This window comes from Deinococcus sp. JMULE3 (assembly GCF_013337115.1).
Taxonomy (GTDB): Bacteria; Deinococcota; Deinococci; order Deinococcales; family Deinococcaceae; genus Deinococcus.
Genome location: NZ_SGWE01000004.1, coordinates 1,847,501 through 1,865,000, shown reverse-complemented (window position 1 = coordinate 1,865,000; position 17,500 = coordinate 1,847,501). Strand labels below are relative to the sequence as shown.

The following is a 17,500-nucleotide window of genomic DNA, read 5'->3' as shown; positions in this document are numbered from 1 at the left end:
AGGCGCAGACCGTTCCACTGGAACCGGCAGGGAGTCGGTGAGCTCTTCGTCAGAACGCTACGAACGGACCGGATGGACTCCACCACGGCCCGCCGATCTCAGGCGCGTGGGGGGAAGCGCACGAAGGTCATCCAGAACGACTCGAAGGCGCGCATGGCGCCCAGGAAGTTCTCGAAGCCCACGGGTTTGACCACGTACCCGCTGGCGTGACGCTCGTAGGAGGCGCGCACGTCGTCCTCGGCCTGGCTGGTGGTGAGCATCACGACCGGGATGCTGCGCAGGGAGGGATCGGCCTTGACCTCCGAGAGGACTTCCAGGCCGGTCTTACGGGGCATGTTGATGTCCATCAGGATCACGTCGGGGCGGGGCGCGGCGGCGTGCTCACCCTCGCGCCGCAGGAAACGCAGCGCCTCGACGCCGTCGCGGGCGACGTGCATGCGGTTGGGCACCTGGGCGTCCTCGAAGGCTTCCAGGGTCAGCAGCACGTCGGGTTCGTTGTCCTCGACGAGCAGGATCTCGATGGGTTCGGTGGGGTCGTGGGTCATGGGGTGGGAACCGCCGGGAGAGTCAGGTGGAAGGTACTGCCCTGCTCGGGGGCAGATTCGAGCCAGATGCGCCCGCCGTGGTGTTCGGTGATCTTACGGCAGATGGCGAGGCCCATGCCGTTCCCGGCGTAGGTTTCGCGGCGGTGCAGACGCTGGAAGATCTCGAAGATCCGCGCGTGGTACTCCGGCGCGATCCCGATGCCGTTATCGCTGACGCTGACGTGGATCATGTCACCCTCGCGGCGGGACGTGACCTGCACGCGCGCCGCCTCGCCGGGCCGGTGGAATTTCAGGCCATTGCTGACGAGGTTCGTCAGGAGTTGCGTGAGCAGCGACCCCTGCCCCATCACCTGATCGGGGGTGTCCCAGACCAGGGTGCTGCCGTCGGCGTCCAGGGTGCCCTGCACGTTCTGCTGAACGCCACGCATCAGGTCGTCCAGCGGGGTGGGGGTCAGGGTGAGGTCCGCGCGGCTCAGGCGGGCGAAGCCCAGCAGGTCCTGAATCAGGCTGCGCATGCGGTCCACGGCGTCCTGCATGAAGTGCAGGTACTGGTCGGCGCGCGGGTCGAGTTGCCCGCGGTAGCGCCGCGCGAGCAGCTCGGTGTAGCTGCCGACGGTCCGCAGGGGTTCCTGCAGGTCGTGGCTGGCGACGTACGCGAACTGTTCGAGGTCCTGGTTGCTGCGTTCGAGGTCCTCAATGAGCTCCTGCAGCTGCTCCTGCGCGCGGATGCGTTCGGTGATGTCCTGCACCATGACGACCGCGCCGCTGGGTTGCCCGTGCTCGTCGTGGGTGGGGGTGACGACGTACGCGACGGGCACGGCGTGGCCCTGGGCGTGCCACATGACGTCGCGTTCCACGCGGCGCGTCTGGCCGTCCACGAGGGTCTGGTGGATGGGGCACTCGGCGAGGGCGTAGGGGCGGCCGTCCTCGTGGTGGTGGTGGACCAGGTCGTGCTGCGGCTGGCCGATCATGCGCTCGATGCTGTAGCCCAGCATGCGCGCGGCGGCCGGGTTGGCGAAGGTGGTGACGCCGCGCCCGTCCAGCCCGAAGATGCCCTCCCCGGCGGCGGTGAGGAGCAGGGTGCTGAAGCGCGTGACGCGCGCGAGGTCCTCGGTGCGCTGCTGCACGCGGCCTTCCAGTTCGGCGTTCAGGGCCCGCAGGGCCTGTTCGGCCTCGCGGATGGCGCTCAGGTCGCTGTGCGTGCCGACCCATTCGACCAGCTGCCCGCGTTCGTCGGTGACGGGTACCGCGCGGACCTGCATGGGCACGTACTGCCCGTCGGCGCGGCGCAGGCGGTGCTCGATGCTGTACAGGTCACCGTCGCGGACGGCGCGCTGCCACTCCGCGATGGTGTGCGCGCGGTCGTCGGGGTGAATGGCGTCCAGCCAGCCCACACCGCCGTACTGATCGGGCGTCTGCCCGGTGAAGGCCTCCCACTCGGGCTGGGGCGGCTGGAAGTCCCCGTCGGGACGGGCGTCCCAGACCATCTGACTGGTGGCACGCACCAGCGAGCGGTAGCGGCGTTCACGGCGGCTGAGTTCAGCCTGCATGCCCTGTTTCTCGGTGACGTCCGCGAAGACGGTCGTGACCTGCTTGGGCTGCGTGGCGCCGGGCGCGCGGCGCGGGATGGCCGTGACCTGCAGCCAGCGCCACGCGGCGTCGCCGGGGTGGTACACGCCCATGGGCACCTCGCGCTGCACCTGCAGGGTCCGCAGGGCCTGCACGCTGGGGTGCGTCTCGCCGGGGAAGTCAGTGCCGTCGGGATGCACGGCGCGCCACTCGGGGTCCATGGAGTCGCGGCCCATCAGCTGGTCGCGGCTCAGGCCCAGGATGCGGGTGGCGGCGTCGTTGGCGAGCAGGATGCGGGTGTCCGGGGCCTGCACGGTCATGCCCAGGCCCAGCCCGTCCATGAGTTCCAGCGCGACCTCCAGCGGGTCACGGGCGACGTGCAGGTGCAGCAGCGCGCCACCCGCGCTGGGGGCGACGGTCAGCAGGCCCGGCGCGACGGTGTCCACGACCTGCACCGTCACCTGCCGCGTCTCGCCGCGCAGGGCGTCCTGCACGGCCACCTGGATGGCGGGGACGCTGCCGGGCTCGAACAGCGCCATCCAGTCGCCGGTGGCCGAGTACTGGGCCATGCGCGCCTGCGCGGCGCGGTTCAGCGTGACCTGCCCGTCCGCGCCCAGGTGGGCGACCGGGTCGGGCAGGGCGGCGAGCAGCGCGGCGGCGTCCAGGGTCTGGAACGCGGCGCTGCCCGCGTCGGGGAGGATCACGGTCAGCCGCGCAGGGCGTAGCCGACGCCGCGCACCGTGCGGAGCAGGCCGTAGCCGTCGAGGTCACGCAGCTTGGCGCGCAGGTTGGCCATGTGGACGTCCACGACGTTGCTGCCCTCGGGCAGGCGGCCCTGCCAGATGTCCTGGCCGATCTCCTGGCGGGAATACACGCGCCCGGGCTGGCGGATCAGCAGCGCCAGGATGTCGAATTCCTTGGGTGACAGGCGCAGCTCGTCGCCCTTGAAGGTCACGAGGCGCTTCTGCGGGTCCAGGGTCAGGTCGCCCATGGTGAGACTCTCGGTGGTGCGCTGACGCAACTGCACCTTCACGCGGGCGAGCAGTTCGTCCGGGTGGAAGGGTTTGATCAGGTAGTCGTCGGCACCCAGGCCCAGCAGGCGGACCTTCTCGTCCACGGTGTCGCGGGCGGTCAGGACGATGATCGGCACGCTGCTGTTCTTGCGCAGGCGCTGCACGACGTCCCCGCCGTCGAAGTCCGGCAGGCCCAGGTCCAGGAGGATCAGGGTGGGCTGCTCCTCGCGCGCCTTGATCAGGCCGTTCATGGCGGAATCGGCGTGGTCGACCTCAAAACCGGCGTCGGTCAGGTCCATGCGCAGGACGTTGGCGATGTCCAGGTCGTCCTCGATGATCAGAATGCGTTGCGGGGTCACGACAGCATGATACTGCCGGGGATTGCGGGACCTTCATGATGTTTTCTTGATCTAAAGCCCTTGCACATCCAGAAACCGCGCCTTTCCGGGGGGGCGGAGCGCAGCGCGGCCGGTGCGGTGTGGTACGTTGAACGCACTTCGCTCCTTCCGGCAGCCCCTGGCGGCTCCCCGACGGGCGACACAACCCACTCACTCAGGCCGCATCATCTGGCCCCGCCTTCTCTCACATCCTGCCCAGGCGCAGGTCACCGGAGTCCCCATGAGCAACCCCAGCAAGGCCCCCCGCCCCGAGGGCGCGGCCCCACACCTCGAAGTCATCCCGCTCGGCGGCATGGGCGAGATCGGCAAGAACATCACCGCGTACCGTTTCGAAGACGAGATCATGGTCGTCGACGCGGGCCTGGCGTTCCCCGAGAGCCACCAGATGGGCATCGACCTGATCATCCCGCGCATCGACTACCTGCAGCAGAACGCCGGGCTGATCAAGGGCTGGATCCTCACGCACGGGCACGAGGACCACATCGGCGGGCTGCCGTACATCCTGCCCCGCCTGCCGCGCGTGCCGGTGTACGGCGCGGGCCTGACACTGGGCCTCGTGCGCGAGAAACTGTCCGAGTTCGGCATCAAGGACGGCGAGGTGGACCTGCGCGAGGTGGACCTCAGCGACAAGGTGAAGATCGGCACGCACTTCCAGGTGGAGTTCTTCCGCATGACGCACTCCATCCCGGACAACGCCGGGTACCTGCTCACCACGCCCGCCGGGACCGTCCTGCACACCGGGGACTTCAAGCTCGACGAGGAACCCAGCGACGGCAAGACCAGCGACCTCGCCCGCATCGAGCAGGCCGGGAAGGACGGCGTCACGCTGCTCCTGAGCGACTCGACGAACGCCGAACGTCAGGGCCGTACCGTCAGCGAGGCCGAAGTCGCCCGTAACCTCGAAACGCTGATCGCGGGCCTGAAGGGCCGGGTGTTCCTGACGACCTTCGCGTCGAACGTGCACCGCGTGCAGAACGTCATCAACATCGCCCACCGCCAGCGCCGCCGCGTCGTCATGGAAGGGCGCAGCATGATCAAGTACGCGCAGGTCGCCCAGACGCTGGGCTACATGGAACTGCCCGAACCGTTCCTGGCCAGCGACGAGGTCGGCGGCCTGCAGGACCAGCAGGTGCTGTACGTCTGCACCGGCAGCCAGGGCCAGCCCATGAGCGTCCTGTCGCGCCTCGCGTTCGGGAACCACGCCAAGATCGCGCTGCGCCGCGGCGACAGCGTCATCCTGTCGAGCAACCCCATCCCCGGCAACGAGGAAGCCGTGAACCTCGTCATCAACCGCCTGTACGAGATCGGCGTGGACGTCTACTACCCCCCGAACTACCGCGTGCACGCCTCCGGGCACGGCAGCCAGGAGGAACTCGCGACCATCCTGAACCTCGCCCGTCCCAAGTACTTCCTGCCCTGGCACGGCGAACCCCGCCACCAGATCAACCACGCCCGCCTCGCGCAGACCCTCCCCCGCCCGCCCAAACGCACCCTGATCGCCCGCAACGGTGACGTCATCCGCGTCAGCCAGGACGACTTCAAGGTCACCGGCACCGTGCCCGCCGGGGCCGTGTACGTGGACGGCCTGGGCGTCGGCGACATCGGCGACGACGTGCTGCTCGACCGCGTGAACATGAGCCAGGAAGGCATCCTGATCATGACCGCCGTCCTGCACCCCACACCGCACGTCGAGATCGTCTCACGCGGCTTCGTGCGCGCCAACCGCGAACTCGACAGTCAGATCCGCAAGGTCGCCCTGGAGGCCATCGAGCAGGGCCTGCGCGAGAAGAAACGCCTCGAGGACGTCCGCGACGACATGTACGGCGCGGTGCGCCGCTTCGTGCGCAAGGTCACGGGCCGCAACCCCGTCCTGATCCCCCTGATCGTCGACTGAGACGCGCGTTCGTCGGCCCCCTCTGCGGACCAGAGGGGGTTTTTTCTGTTCATGACCTGGGCGCCGGGCTCCGGACGGGGGCGTCTTCAGGGTGAAGTCAGGATTGGCCTACGTTCGCATTCCTGCGCCGTGCGATAATCGCCCTCATGAGCGTGATTCCCTACGTGATCGAACAGACCGGGCGCGGCGAGCGGATGTACGACATCTACTCCCGTCTGCTCAAGGACCGGATTATTTTCGTGGGCACGCCGATCGAGTCGCAGATGGCGAATACCATCGTGGCTCAGCTGCTGCTGCTGGATTCTCAGAACCCGGAGCAGGAGATCCAGATGTACATCAACTGCCCTGGCGGTGAGGTGTACGCGGGCCTGGCGATCTACGACACCATGCGCTACATCAAGGCGCCGGTCAGCACGATCTGCGTGGGGATCGCGATGAGCATGGGCAGCGTGCTGCTGATGGCCGGGGACAAGGGCAAGCGCATGGCGCTGCCGAACAGCCGGATCATGATTCACCAGGGGTCGGCGGGCTTCCGTGGGAACACCCCGGACCTGGAGGTGCAGGCCAAGGAGGTGCTGCACCTGCGTGACAAGCTGGTCGGGATCTACCACGAGCACACCAGCATTCCGCACGACAAGCTGATGCGGGACATGGAGCGGGATTACTTCATGTCGCCGGACGAGGCGATGAAATACGGCCTGATCGACAGTGTGGTGGACCGCACGCGGGCGCAGGAGGACAGCGTATGACGAAGGGAGGGGACCGCTGCTCGTTCTGCGGGCGGCAGCATCCGCAGATCGCGCAGCTGATTGAGGCGCCGGGCCGCGCGGCGTTCATCTGCAACGAGTGCACCGAGCGGGCGCACGAGCTGGTCAAGCAGAACCGCACGAAGGGCGGCGCGGAGTTCAGCCTGGACGAACTGCCCACCCCGCGCGAGATCAAGGCGTACCTCGACGAGTTCGTGATCGGTCAGGACGAGGCGAAGAAGGCGCTGGCGGTGGCGGTCGTGAGTCATTACCAGCGGCTGGCGCACCCGGACGTGAATCTGCAGAAGAGCAACATCCTGCTGATCGGGCCGACCGGGACCGGGAAGACGCTGCTGGCGTCCAGCCTCGCGGAGATGCTGGAGGTGCCCTTCGCGATCGCGGACGCGACCACGCTGACGGAGGCCGGGTACGTGGGCGACGACGTGGAGAACGTCATCGTGCGCCTGCTGCAGGCCGCCGAGTACGACGTGGCCGCCGCCGAGCGCGGGATCATCTACATCGACGAGATCGACAAGATCGCCCGCAAGTCCGAGGGCACCAGCATCACCCGTGACGTGTCCGGTGAGGGCGTGCAGCAGGCGCTGCTGAAGATCATCGAGGGCACGGTCGCGCAGGTGCCGCCGCAGGGGGGCCGCAAGCACCCGCAGCAGGAACTGGTGCAGGTGAACACGAAGAACATCCTGTTCATCGTGGGCGGCGCGTTCGACGGGATCGCGGACATCGGCCGCAGCCGCACGAACGTGCGCGCGGTAGGCTTCGGCGCCGAGCATAAGGGCGACGAGAAGGAAGAGCTGCGCTTCCTGCCGGAGGATCTCGTGAAGTTCGGGTTGATCCCGGAGTTCGTGGGTCGTCTGCCGCTGGTGGTGCAATTGCAGGATCTGGACGAGGAGGCGCTGGTGCGGATCCTGACCGAGCCGCAGGGCGCGATCGCGTCGCAGTACCAGGCGCTGTTCGGGTTCCAGGACGTGGACCTGAGTTTCACGGACGAGGCGCTGCGTGAGGTGGCCCGCCGCGCCCGTGACCGCAAGACCGGGGCGCGTGGGCTGCGGGCGGTGCTGGAGAAGGCCATGACGGACCTGCTGTTCGAGCTGCCGGTGGAGGGTCTGAAGGAGCTGCGCTTCGACGCGGCGCACATCGACGCCCCGATGGAGCTCCTTGAGTCTAAGGGACTCAAGAAGTCTGCCTGAGCATAGCGATAGAGGTTACAGCACGCCCCCGCACCAGTCCCTACACTCTGGGGACACCGTGCGGGGGTGTCTCTCTCATGACCCCCCGCGATACACTCAAGTATTCCCGCGCCCAGCGCGCGGCCGTTAAGGAGCAAGCATGATCTGGGAACTTCCCGTCGTCGCACTGAGAAATATCGTGATCCTGCCCGGCGTCACCATGAACGTCGACGTGGGCCGCCCCAAGAGCAAACGCGCCGTGGACGAGGCCCAGGCCAGCGACCGCCGCGTGCTGCTGCTCACCCAGCGGGACGCCCGCACCGACGACCCCACCCGCGCCGAACTGCATGAGATGGGCGTCCTGGCCGTCATCAAGCAGGTCGTGCGCATGCCCGACAACACCTACCAGGTGCTGATCGAGGCGCAGGAACGCGCCGCCGTGCTCGACGAGGTGCCCTCGGCGTACCTGCGCGTGCGCGCCGAGACCCGCCCCGCCCCCGCCGACGACAGCCGCGAGATTCCCGTGCTGATCGGCGAGATCAAGTCGGCCTTCGAGGAGTACCAGCGCCAGAACAAGAACCTGCGCCTGGACAACTATCAGCTCGAGGGCATCAAGGCCCTGACGGACGGCGGCGCGCTGGCCGATCAGGTCGCGCACCACGCCACCTGGACGCCCGAGGAGAAGCAGGAGATCCTGGCGGCCGTGGGCCTGCGCGAGCGGCTGGAGGCGACCCTGAAGTTCCTGTCGCGCGACACCGAACGCTTCAACATGGACAAGAAGATCGCGGGGCGCGTCAAGGAACAGATGGACGCCAACCAGCGCGAGTACTACCTGCGCGAGCAGATGAAGGCCATCGGCAAGGAACTCGGCGGCGGTGAGGACGGCCCGGCCGAGGTCGAGGCGCTGCGCGAGAAGATCGAGGCGGCCGGCATGCCCGAATCGGTCAAGGAAAAGGCCCTGAAGGAGCTTCAGCGTCTGGAACGTACGCCCGGCGGCAGCCCCGAGAGCACCGTGGTCCGCAACTACATCGACTGGCTCGTGGACGTGCCCTGGAGCAAACGTGACGAGGAGATCCTGGATATCGCCCGCACCCGCGAGATCCTGGACGCCGACCACTACGCGCTGGGCGACGTGAAGGACCGCATCCTGGAATTCCTGGCGGTGCGTCAGCTGACGCACAAGCCCGGCGAGACCGAGGAGGCCCGCAAGGAACGCAGCGCCGAGGAACGCACGGACGACGCCGAACTGCGCGCCCCGATCCTGGTGCTCGTCGGCCCTCCCGGCGTCGGTAAGACCAGCCTGGGCAAGAGCATCGCGCGTTCTCTGAACCGCAAGTTCGTCCGCATGGCGCTGGGCGGCGTGCGCGACGAGGCCGAGATCCGCGGTCACCGCCGCACGTACATCGGCTCGATGCCGGGCCGGATCATCCAGGCGATGAAGAACGCGGGTGTCACGAACCCCGTGATCCTGCTCGACGAGATCGACAAGATGAGCAGCGACTGGCGCGGCGACCCCAGCAGCGCCATGCTGGAAGTGCTGGACCCCGAACAGAACCACACCTTCCAGGATCACTACCTGGAAGTCCCGTACGACCTGTCGCAGGTGATGTTCATCACGACCGCCAACAGCCTCCAGACCATCCCCCGGCCCCTGCTGGACCGCATGGAGATCATCAACATCCCCGGCTACACCCAGGTCGAGAAGGTCGAGATCGCCAAACGCTACCGCGTGCCCCGGCAGGTCAAGGCGCACGGCCTGACCGGTCGCCTGGAGATCACGGACGCCGCGCTGAACCGCATCGTCGAGGAGTACACCGCCGAGAGCGGCGTGCGCAACCTCGACCGTCAGGTGAGCAAGCTGGCCCGCAAGGCCGCGCGTGAACTGCTCGAAAGTGCCTGGGACGGTGTGAAGGTCATCGACGCCGCGCAGGTGCCCGACTACCTGGGCGTGCCGCTGCACCGCCCGGACAAGATGGAGAAGGAGCCCCAGGTTGGTGTCGCGCAGGGCCTCGCCTGGACCAGCGTGGGCGGCACCATGCTGCTCGTGGAGGCCCTGGCCACGCCCGGCAGCGGCAAGATCGTCATGACCGGCTCGCTGGGCGACGTCATGAAGGAGAGCGTCGGCGCGGCCATCGCGTACCTGCGCGCCCACGCCGCCGAGTACGGCGCGGACCCCGAGTTCCACAAGACCATGGACCTGCACGTGCACTTCCCGGACGGTGCCACGCCCAAGGACGGCCCCAGCGCGGGCATCACGATCGCCACGGCCGTGATCAGCGCCATCACCGGCCGCCCGGTCCGGATGGACGTCGCCATGACCGGCGAGATCAGCCTGCGCGGGCGCGTGCTGCCCATCGGCGGCGTGAAGGAGAAGCTGCTGGCCGCGCACCAGGGCGGCATCCGCGAAGTGATCGTGCCCAAGGACAACGAGCCGAACCTCCAGGACGTCCCCGACAGCATCCGCGGTGAGCTGCGCATCCACACCTTCGAGCGGGTCGGTCAGGTCCTGGACCTGCTGCTGCTGCCCAGACCGGAAGGCGACAAGGGCAACATCCCGGTGCCCCTGAGCAAGAGCGCCACGCAGCCCGGCGCGTAAGGACAGAGAGAGGAGCGGCGATCAGGGATGACCCCCGATCGCCGCTTCCTCTTTCTCGCTGGGCGTCACGGCACGCGGAGTGTCCGGCAGTTCTCGCTGGCGGTGTCGGGGGCGCTGCGGGCCACGACGACCTGTTCATCCTTGCCGACCCAGCCGCGGCAGCGGGCGAGTTCCCGCAGGCGTTCGGGGGTCTGCGCGGCCTGCACGGCGTCCCGGAGTTCCTGCACGTCGCGTTCCAGGGTCTGGATGCGGGCGCGGGTGTCCTGGGTGTCGCGGCTCCAGGTGGTCGTGCGGTACAGGCTGTTGCCCAGCTGGAAGGTCAGCTGCACGATGCCCAGGCCCAGCAGGACGCTGGCGAGGATCATGCTCAGCGGCAGGCGTTGCAGGCGCCGCCACCAGTCGCGCCGCGGCGGTGGTGGGGGGGGCAGGTCGGTCACGCCGCGCAGCATAGAGCATTTGCCATGAAAGCAGTGTTTTCATGGCCGAGCGGAGCGAGTGAATTTTACCGAGCAGGACGGACTGGAACAGCTGCGCAGCAGAGAATGGAGGCGTCAGAAGTATGTTGGTCTGACGCCGTAATTCGGAGCACTGCTCCCGCGTCCGCGCGTGACGGGCGCGTGGGAAGTGGGCAGGGCGCGCGTGGGTCTACACTGGGCCGCATGAGTGAGTCTTCTGCTGCCCCTGTCCCCTCGCGGTTCCCGGCGCTGAACTGGGGGGACGCGAGCCGCAGCGTCATCCAGCTGCGGTACGGGGATCTGGACGCCATGGGGCATGTCAACAACGCGCGGTACGCGGAGTTCCTGGAGGTGGGCCGCATGGGCCTGTCGCGCGAGGTGGGCGGGCAGGCCGATGACCGTTCGGTGCTGGCGCGGCTGGAGATCGATTACGTGCGGGATATCCGGCAGGGGCAGGAGGTGGCGGTCGATACGCTGGTGGAGCGGGTGGGCCGTACCAGCTGGACCAGCGTGGCGTTGATCCTGGCGGACGGGGTGCCGTGTGCGTTCGCGCGGTCGGTGCAGGTGCGGGTGGACGAGGCAGGCCGCCCGGCTCCGCTGCCGGATGATTTCGCGGCGCGTGTCGCGCACCGGAGCGTGCGCTGATGGCCGCGTTCGAGGACCGGGTGCTGTACCAGGGGGACCCGTGGGTGCGCGTGGAGACCCTGCCGCGCCTGCTGGCCGAGGGCTGGCGACGCACGCTGACCGAGGGCGGCGTGGTCAGCGTGGTCCGTACGCCGTTCCAGTGGTCGATGGGCAGCCCGGTCATTGAGATCGAGACGGGCGGGTACATGGGCGACGTGGGCCTGTATGTGCCGGAGGTGCAGCTGCCCGAGGCGCTGGCCCTGCTGGGCTTCGAGGACGAGGACGGCGCGGAGGATGAGTCGGGGGCGGCGACCCGTGCAGAGGACGCCGGGCCGGGCGGCGGTCAGGCGGGGTAGATTGCAGGGGCAGAGTGTCACCCCCTTCCGGACGCGCGGTCCGGCGCCGGGGCGAACCGTCGCCTTGCGCGGCTCCGGGCGAGGCTGGAAGCGCTCCCGCCTCCCGCGCGCTGTTCTTTCCCGCTTTCATTTCTTTCGGAGTTCCCATGACCAACCTGACTGAACCCCTGAGCATCGGCATCGACGTGGGCGGCACCAAGATCGCCAGTGGCGTCCTGCGCGGCGACGAACTGCATGACGCACATGTGATCCCCACCCCGGATACCGGCTGGGAGAGCGTCCTGGACGCCATCGCGGGCGAGGTACGCCGCCTGCAGGACCGCCACCCGGACGCCCGCCTGATCGGCGTGGGTATCCCCGGCCCCCTGAACGCGGACCGCACCCGCGTGAAGTTCGCGCCGAACATCTACGGCTTCACCGACGTGCCCATGGTGGACGGTCTGCGGGACCGCCTGGGGCAGCGCGTGGTGCTGGAGAACGACGCCAAGGCCGCTGCACTGGCCGAGGCTCACCTGGGCGCGGCGCGCGGCGCCGAGAGCAGCATCTACGTGACGGTCAGCACCGGCATCGGCAGCGGCATCGTCCTGAACGGCCGCATCTGGCGCGGCCGTCACGGTATCGCCGGGGAGATCGGGCACATCACGGCCCTGCCGGGCGGCCCGGTCAGCGGCGCGGGCCTGGACGGCGCGCTGGAGGCCGTCGCCAGCGGCACCGCCATCGCGCGGGACGCCAGCTTCGCGCTGAACCGCGACGTGAGCACCGCCGAGGCCTTCCAGCTGGCGCAGCAGGGTCACCCGGCCGCGCGGCGCGTGGTGGGCCAGGCGCTGCGGTACATCGGGATCGCCCTGGCGGACCTGCAGAAGACCATCGACCCGGAGGTCTTCGTGATCGGCGGGGGCGTCGCCAGCGTCGGGGATTACTTCTTCCACGGCGTGCAGGGCGCCGCGGACGAGTACGCGCAGGGCTTCGCGCCCGTCACGATCCGCCGCGCGCAGCTCGCCGGGAACGCGGGCGTGATCGGCGCGGCGCTCGCCGCCCGGCACGGGTAACGCCACACGGGTCACGCCACAGGGCGGGGCCGCCGGACATGAACAGTCCGGCGGCCCTTCCCTCTTGCGTTACGGCACGTCGTCCAGGTCGAGTTCCGGAACGTTCCCGACGGGCAACTGGACGTGCGCGGTGGTGCCCTGCCCGACCTCGCTGTCCAGCCAGATGCGCCCGCCGTGGGCGTCCACGATGCCACGCGCGATGCTCAGGCCCAGGCCCGCGCCGCCCTGGTCGCGACTGCGGCTGTCCTCCAGGCGGTAGAAGCGGTCGAACAGCCGCTCCAGCTGATCCTCGGGGATGCCGGGCCCGTCGTCCTGCACGCTCAGGCGGACCTCCGCGCCCACGCGCTCGCTGCGCAGCGTGACGGTCTGCGCCCCGGCCTTCAGGGCGTTGCTGACGAGGTTGATGAGCACCTGCTTCAGGCGGTCGGCGTCCGCCTCGAAGGTGACGTCCTCGCCCGCGCTGGTCAGGGTGGTGTGCTGCGCCTGCGCCAGCGGCGCGAGTTCCCGCACGATGTCCGCCAGGAACAGCGCTGCGAGGACCGGCCCGCGCTGCAGGACCAGCGCGCCGCTGTCCGAGCGGGCCAGTTGCAGCAGGCTGGCGATCAGGTTGGTCAGGCGTTCGGATTCGCTCTGGATGATCTTCAGGCTCTCCTGCTGCTGCCCGGTGGGGCTGGTGCGGCGCAGCAGGTAACTGGCGTGCCCGCTGATGGCCGTGACGGGCGTGCGCAGTTCGTGGCTGGCGTCGCTGGTGAAGCGGCGCTGCGCCTCGAAACTGCCCTCCAGGCGGCCCAGCATGGCGTTCAGGGCGGTGGCCAGGGATTCGACCTCGTCGCCGGTCTGCGGGACGGGGACGCGTTCGGTGAGGTTCTGCCCGCCGATGCGCTCGGCGGCCCGCTGGACGCGCCTGAGGGGCAGCAGCGCCTGCCCGGCCAGCAGGTACGCGCCGGTCCCGGCGGTGGCCAGCCCGGTCAGGAACAGCAGCATCACCACGTTCTGCAGGTCGTCCAGGGTCTTCTGCACGGTCCCGAGGCTGCGGGCCACGTATACGATCCCCAGGGGCGGTTCGCTCTCGAAGCTGGTCAGGCTGGTGTTGACGGTGGGTTTACTATTGCGGGGTTCGCTGTTCGTGAGGGGTCCCAGCACCACCAGCAGGCGCATCAGCGTGGGTTCCTTGTTGGGCGCGTCGGCAATCAGGCGGTTGAGGTGCAGCCGCCCGTCGGTCGCGTTGATCAGCGCTTCCAGCTCCCGGTCGGTCAGGGTGATGGGCCGCTGGATGTCCACGGCCAGCGAGCGGCGCGAGGTGCCACGCAAACCCGCGAGGTATGCGAACAACTCCCGCTTCTGCTGCGCTGTCCGGGCAGCCTTCAGGTCATCAATGAGTGTCTGGCGGGTGTAGAACGACAGATCCTCGACTGCCACACTGGAGTTCGGGAAGTAGTAGCGGGCGAGCAGTTTTGCCTCTCCGATCTGGCTGACGAGACTGCTCTGCACGTTAGGCTGCTTGGCCTGGAGCCGCTGGGCCCTGAGCTGCTGCTGGTCGGTAGGCAGGCGCGCGGTCTCGTCGGCCGCTCCGATGGGCCGCACGAGGTACGTCACGAACTGCTTGTACGTGTTCTGGAGTTCCGTGTCGATCCCGTTGATCAGGTTGACGCGCATCATGTACAGCGTGATGACGCCCACCCCGGTCAGCAGGAAGGCCAGCAGCGCCGTGTAGAACAGCGTCAGGCGCCAGCGCAGCGTCACGCGGGGCTCCGGGAGGGCAGGCGGTCCATACGCGGCAGTCTAGAGGGCCTGCCCATGAGAGGGACTGCCCCGGCGGTCACTCCTCGCGCAGCACGTACCCGACGCCGCGCACGGTGTGGATCAGGCGGCGTTCCCCGCCCTCTTCCAGTTTGCGGCGCAGGTAGCCGATGTACACGTCCACGACGTTGCTGCCGCCGGTGTACTCGGGCCAGACCTTCTCCTCGATCTCGAAGCGGGAGAAGACCTTGCCGGGGTTGCGGGCCAGCAGTTCGAGCAGTTCGAATTCCTTGGCGGACAGTTCCACGCGGCGCCCGCCGCGGAAGATCTCGCGGCCGTCGAGGTTCATGACCAGGTCGGCGACCCGGACCTCGCCGGTCACGGCCGGATTCACGCGGCGCAGGTGGGCGCGCACGCGGGCGAGGAGTTCCTCGATGGAGAACGGTTTGATGAGGTAGTCGTCCGCGCCGGAGTCCAGGCCCTCGACCTTGTCCTGGATGCCGTCCTTGGCAGTCAGGATGATGATCGGGGTGTTGCTGGTCTTGCGGATGCGCCGGGCGACTTCCAGCCCGTCGAGCACCGGGAGCATCAGGTCGAGGATGACGAGGTCGGGGTTGACTTCACGGAATTTGGAGAGGCCGGTCACGCCGTCGAAGGCGACCTCGGTGGCGTAGCCTTCAGCGGCGAGTTCGAGTTCGATGAACCGGGCGATGTCCTTCTCGTCCTCGATGACTAAAACCAGGGGCTTGCGTTCCATGCCCGCAGTCTAGGGACCGTTCTCATGAGAAGGCGACCTGGGCGCTTAATCAACTTTCATGCGGGCGCCCGGCTGCGGGGCGATCAGCCGGTGAGCGCGGCAGTCTTCACCGAATCCCTGCAGGTCCAGCGGTGGGCACAGTTCCGTGGGCAGGCCAGGAGCGAGACGCAGCACCTCGTCGCAGACCAGTGTCTGCCCGGCCTGCGCGGCGTCGCACAGACGGCGGGAGTAGTTCACGGGCAGGCCGTAGGCGCTCATCTGCCCGCCGACCACGCCCATCAGGACGTCGCCGCTGGAGATCCCGGCGCGCACCCGCAGGGTCTGGCCCAGCTGCGCGGCCAGGGTCAGGCGCGCGGCGCGGACGTGCGCTTCCTGCGCGGCGGCGCAGGCCTGCGCGGACTGCGCGGCAGGCCACCAGGCGAGCACGGCGTCCCCCTGGTGCTGCAACACCTGCCCGCCACGCGCTTCGAGGGTCAGGATCATGACCTGCACGAACTCGGCCATCAGCGCGGTGTAGTTGCCCAGCGGCAGGTGCCGGGCCAGGCGCGTGCTGCCCACCAGGTCGACCAGCACCATGCAGGCCGGGGTGGCTTGGTCCTGGGGACCGGGAAGGGGCAGCAGCGACTCGTTCATGGGCGTGCTTCCATCATGAAGCAGCATGAACGGAAAGGGAAGCTTTTTTCATTTTGATGTTAAAGCGACTTTCTGCAGCAAATTTACCCAGCCGTCACTTCGCCAGGAACAATCACCTGCCATCTGCCAGGACAACAGGCGCAACTGGCTTCCGACAGCCCGACCATCCGCCGCACGCAACTTCAGGTCAGCACGAACCCATGCAGGGGCGGCGCCGTCCTGAACGACACCCAGTCCCCCGGCTGCACCTCCGGAAAAGGTCCGAACGCCCCCAGCACCAGCGGCAACCGCGCCCGCACGACCACCACCTGCCGCTGCGCCGCCAACACCACCCCGCAGCCCTCCACAGCAGACACCCCGACCGACTGCAGCACCTCACGGCGGGACCCCGCGTCATCCAGCACCCGCAGGCCAGCACCCGCGTCCTCCAGCACGCCATGCACCACCACGCGCGCCGCGCCCGGCTGCGCCGCGTACGGTCCACTGCGGTCGAACAGGTACAGCACCCGGCCCGCCACGCCGAACTCCAGCAGCGGACTGCCCTCCCGCGAGGGGTACAGCGTGCCCTCGGCGGCGAACTCCGCGAACCGCGCCGCGAACTCCCGCTCCGAGGTCTCCAGGGACACGCCCGCCCGCACCGCTTCCGTCATGCGCGCCAGTCTAGCGTTCACGCGCGCCCGACGCGGCCCGCGCCTCCAGCACCTCCAGATCGGGCCGGGTCACGCCCGCCGCGTCCAGCAGCGCGTCCGACCGCTCCAGCGCGAACGTGCCCTCGACCTCACGCTGCACGTGGATCAGGCTCAGGCCGTGCAGACGCTCCAGCCGCGCCCACGCCACACTCCCGGCAGGCTGCGCGTCCCGCGCGCGGGCCAGCAGCACCGCCGCCCAGCGCTCGTCCCCGTCCGCGAAGGCCCGCGCGGCGTCCAGCGGCACCCAGTCCAGGCTCCCCTGCCCAGCCAGGAGGTCAGCGCCGCTCAGGTCAGGGTCCGCCACGTCACGTCCACCACCACGCCCAGCAGCATCGTCAACGCCAGCCACATGTTCGCGTCGAAGAACGCCACGTTCACCCGCGCCAGATCCCCTGGATTCACGATCCGGTGCTCGAACAGCAGGATCCCGCCCATCACCAGCGCCGCGAGGTAATACCAGAAGCTCGCGCCCGTCACCACGCCCACCAGCAGCAGCAGCGCGAACGTCAGCGCGTGACTGACGGCCGCGATCCGCAGCGCACGGGGAATCCCGAACCGCGCCGGAATACTCCTGATCCCGTTCGCCACGTCGAAATCCCGGTCCATCGTCGCGTAGATCACGTCCAGGCCGATCATCCAGAAGATCACGACGGCCCACAACACCCACGCGCCCGGCGCGAACTCCCCCGTCACCGCGATCCACCCTCCGGCGGCCGCCGCGCCGTCCGTCACGCCCAGCCACGCATGACACAGCCACGTGAAGCGCTTCGTGTACGGATAGCCGATCAGGAACACGACCGCCAGCGGCAGCAGCGCCAGGCACAGCGGGTTCAGCTGTGCCGCCGCCACCACCAGCACCACCAGACTGACCACCACCAGCGCCCACGCCTGCGCCGGACTGACCTTCCCGCTCGGCACCTCCCGCCCCGCCGTGCGCGGATTACGCGCATCGATGAACCGGTCGATCACGCGGTTCGCACCCATCGCCGCCGTGCGCGCCGCCGCCATCGCCACCGTCACCCACACCAGCACGTGCCACCCCGGCCAGCCCGTCCCATTCTCCTGCATGCTCGCCAGCAGCATGCCCGCGTACGCGAACGGCAGGGCGAACACCGTATGCTCGAACTTCACCAGATCCAGGAACGTCTTCACGCGCACGCCACTCATCAGTCACGCAGCATACGCCCCCCGTACGCACAACACCCCCTCCCCACGCGCAATGTCTGCTATAGTTCACGACGCGCGTTGG

At 68.8% G+C, this 17,500-nt stretch carries 17 protein-coding genes; 7 read left to right on the top strand and 10 right to left on the bottom strand.

All coding sequences use genetic code 11. From position 1 onward, the window contains the following. Positions 1–98: 98 nt before the first annotated feature. From EXW95_RS11950 to EXW95_RS11940, 3 genes are read right to left on the bottom strand one after another with little or no spacing between them, the layout of a single operon-like run. Entirely contained in the window at positions 99–545 is a 447-nt protein-coding gene (locus EXW95_RS11950) for a response regulator (protein ID WP_174367631.1), read from the bottom strand. Then, positions 542–2,818, bottom strand: coding sequence for a PAS domain S-box protein (locus tag EXW95_RS11945; RefSeq protein WP_371810036.1), 2,277 nt, complete (start codon positions 2,816–2,818; stop codon positions 542–544). Before EXW95_RS11945 ends, EXW95_RS11950 begins: the two co-directional genes overlap by 4 nt. A gap of 2 nt (positions 2,819–2,820) precedes the next feature. After that, the gene (locus EXW95_RS11940; RefSeq protein WP_174367630.1) at positions 2,821–3,486 is read right to left on the bottom strand and encodes a response regulator transcription factor; all 666 of its coding nucleotides are present in this window, start codon (positions 3,484–3,486) and stop codon (positions 2,821–2,823) included. 259 nt (positions 3,487–3,745) lie between these two features. Between EXW95_RS11940 and EXW95_RS11935 the strand changes: the two genes are divergently transcribed. The 4 genes from EXW95_RS11935 (at position 3,746) to lon (ending at position 9,948) form a co-directional block, all read left to right on the top strand. Then, complete coding sequence (locus tag EXW95_RS11935) at positions 3,746–5,419, top strand: ribonuclease J (protein WP_174367629.1); 1,674 nt, start codon at positions 3,746–3,748, stop codon at positions 5,417–5,419. 146 nt (positions 5,420–5,565) lie between these two features. After that, complete coding sequence (gene clpP, locus EXW95_RS11930; RefSeq protein WP_062156955.1) at positions 5,566–6,168, top strand: ATP-dependent Clp protease proteolytic subunit; 603 nt, start codon at positions 5,566–5,568, stop codon at positions 6,166–6,168. Beyond that, on the top strand, positions 6,165–7,373 hold the full coding sequence (gene clpX, locus EXW95_RS11925) for an ATP-dependent Clp protease ATP-binding subunit ClpX (RefSeq protein ID WP_119675079.1): 1,209 nt from the start codon (positions 6,165–6,167) through the stop codon (positions 7,371–7,373). Before clpP ends, clpX begins: the two co-directional genes overlap by 4 nt. A 139-nt stretch (positions 7,374–7,512) precedes the next feature. Next, positions 7,513–9,948 carry an endopeptidase La gene (lon, locus tag EXW95_RS11920; RefSeq protein WP_174367628.1) on the top strand — a complete coding sequence of 812 codons (2,436 nt, stop codon included), beginning with the start codon at positions 7,513–7,515 and terminating at the stop codon, positions 9,946–9,948. A gap of 65 nt (positions 9,949–10,013) precedes the next feature. Here the strand turns inward: lon and EXW95_RS11915 are convergent, their stop codons facing one another. Further along, entirely contained in the window at positions 10,014–10,385 is a 372-nt protein-coding gene (locus EXW95_RS11915) for a cell division protein FtsB (RefSeq protein ID WP_371810035.1), read from the bottom strand. 222 nt (positions 10,386–10,607) lie between these two features. On the opposite strand from EXW95_RS11915, the gene EXW95_RS11910 reads away from it, so the two are divergent. The 3 genes from EXW95_RS11910 to EXW95_RS11900 all read left to right on the top strand — a co-directional run bounded on the left by EXW95_RS11910 (position 10,608) and on the right by EXW95_RS11900 (position 12,432). After that, entirely contained in the window at positions 10,608–11,048 is a 441-nt protein-coding gene (locus EXW95_RS11910) for a thioesterase family protein (RefSeq protein WP_174367626.1), read from the top strand. Further along, complete coding sequence (locus tag EXW95_RS11905; protein ID WP_174367625.1) at positions 11,048–11,383, top strand: hypothetical protein; 336 nt, start codon at positions 11,048–11,050, stop codon at positions 11,381–11,383. The genes EXW95_RS11910 and EXW95_RS11905 overlap by 1 nt, the downstream gene beginning before the upstream one ends. 146 nt (positions 11,384–11,529) lie before the next feature. Continuing rightward, entirely contained in the window at positions 11,530–12,432 is a 903-nt protein-coding gene (locus EXW95_RS11900; protein WP_174367624.1) for an ROK family protein, read from the top strand. A 69-nt stretch (positions 12,433–12,501) separates the two neighbouring features. Here EXW95_RS11900 and EXW95_RS11895 read toward each other — a convergent pair whose 3' ends face one another. From EXW95_RS11895 to mqnP, 6 genes are all read right to left on the bottom strand, one after another. Continuing rightward, complete coding sequence (locus EXW95_RS11895; RefSeq protein ID WP_174368955.1) at positions 12,502–14,091, bottom strand: ATP-binding protein; 1,590 nt, start codon at positions 14,089–14,091, stop codon at positions 12,502–12,504. A gap of 160 nt (positions 14,092–14,251) precedes the next feature. Beyond that, complete coding sequence (locus EXW95_RS11890) at positions 14,252–14,929, bottom strand: response regulator transcription factor (protein WP_010887388.1); 678 nt, start codon at positions 14,927–14,929, stop codon at positions 14,252–14,254. A 45-nt stretch (positions 14,930–14,974) separates the two neighbouring features. Continuing rightward, on the bottom strand, positions 14,975–15,562 hold the full coding sequence (locus EXW95_RS11885; RefSeq protein WP_174367623.1) for an adenylate/guanylate cyclase domain-containing protein: 588 nt from the start codon (positions 15,560–15,562) through the stop codon (positions 14,975–14,977). Positions 15,563–15,744: 182 nt separating this feature from the next. After that, the gene (locus EXW95_RS11880; protein WP_174367622.1) at positions 15,745–16,212 is read right to left on the bottom strand and encodes a hypothetical protein; all 468 of its coding nucleotides are present in this window, start codon (positions 16,210–16,212) and stop codon (positions 15,745–15,747) included. 10 nt (positions 16,213–16,222) lie between these two features. Continuing rightward, a complete protein-coding gene (locus EXW95_RS11875; protein WP_371810034.1) occupies positions 16,223–16,555 on the bottom strand; it encodes a hypothetical protein in 333 nt (110 codons plus the stop codon). Beyond that, a complete protein-coding gene (gene mqnP, locus EXW95_RS11870) occupies positions 16,537–17,418 on the bottom strand; it encodes a menaquinone biosynthesis prenyltransferase MqnP (protein ID WP_174367621.1) in 882 nt (293 codons plus the stop codon). The genes EXW95_RS11875 and mqnP overlap by 19 nt, the downstream gene beginning before the upstream one ends. Positions 17,419–17,500: the final 82 nt, after the last annotated feature.

Excerpts from the sequence above, each read along its gene's own strand:
- mqnP (WP_174367621.1), bottom strand. The coding sequence starts at position 17,418 with ATGAGTGGCGTGCGCGTGAAGACGTTCCTGGATCTGGTGAAGTTCGAG.
- EXW95_RS11910 (WP_174367626.1), top strand. The coding sequence starts at position 10,608 with ATGAGTGAGTCTTCTGCTGCCCCTGTCCCCTCGCGGTTCCCGGCGCTG.
- EXW95_RS11900 (WP_174367624.1), top strand. The coding sequence starts at position 11,530 with ATGACCAACCTGACTGAACCCCTGAGCATCGGCATCGACGTGGGCGGC.
- EXW95_RS11950 (WP_174367631.1), bottom strand. The coding sequence starts at position 545 with ATGACCCACGACCCCACCGAACCCATCGAGATCCTGCTCGTCGAGGAC.
- EXW95_RS11880 (WP_174367622.1), bottom strand. The coding sequence starts at position 16,212 with ATGACGGAAGCGGTGCGGGCGGGCGTGTCCCTGGAGACCTCGGAGCGG.
- EXW95_RS11885 (WP_174367623.1), bottom strand. The coding sequence starts at position 15,562 with ATGAACGAGTCGCTGCTGCCCCTTCCCGGTCCCCAGGACCAAGCCACC.
- EXW95_RS11895 (WP_174368955.1), bottom strand. The coding sequence starts at position 14,091 with ATGATGCGCGTCAACCTGATCAACGGGATCGACACGGAACTCCAGAAC.
- clpP (WP_062156955.1), top strand. The coding sequence starts at position 5,566 with ATGAGCGTGATTCCCTACGTGATCGAACAGACCGGGCGCGGCGAGCGG.
- lon (WP_174367628.1), top strand. The coding sequence starts at position 7,513 with ATGATCTGGGAACTTCCCGTCGTCGCACTGAGAAATATCGTGATCCTG.
- EXW95_RS11890 (WP_010887388.1), bottom strand. The coding sequence starts at position 14,929 with ATGGAACGCAAGCCCCTGGTTTTAGTCATCGAGGACGAGAAGGACATC.
- clpX (WP_119675079.1), top strand. The coding sequence starts at position 6,165 with ATGACGAAGGGAGGGGACCGCTGCTCGTTCTGCGGGCGGCAGCATCCG.
- EXW95_RS11905 (WP_174367625.1), top strand. The coding sequence starts at position 11,048 with ATGGCCGCGTTCGAGGACCGGGTGCTGTACCAGGGGGACCCGTGGGTG.
- EXW95_RS11935 (WP_174367629.1), top strand. The coding sequence starts at position 3,746 with ATGAGCAACCCCAGCAAGGCCCCCCGCCCCGAGGGCGCGGCCCCACAC.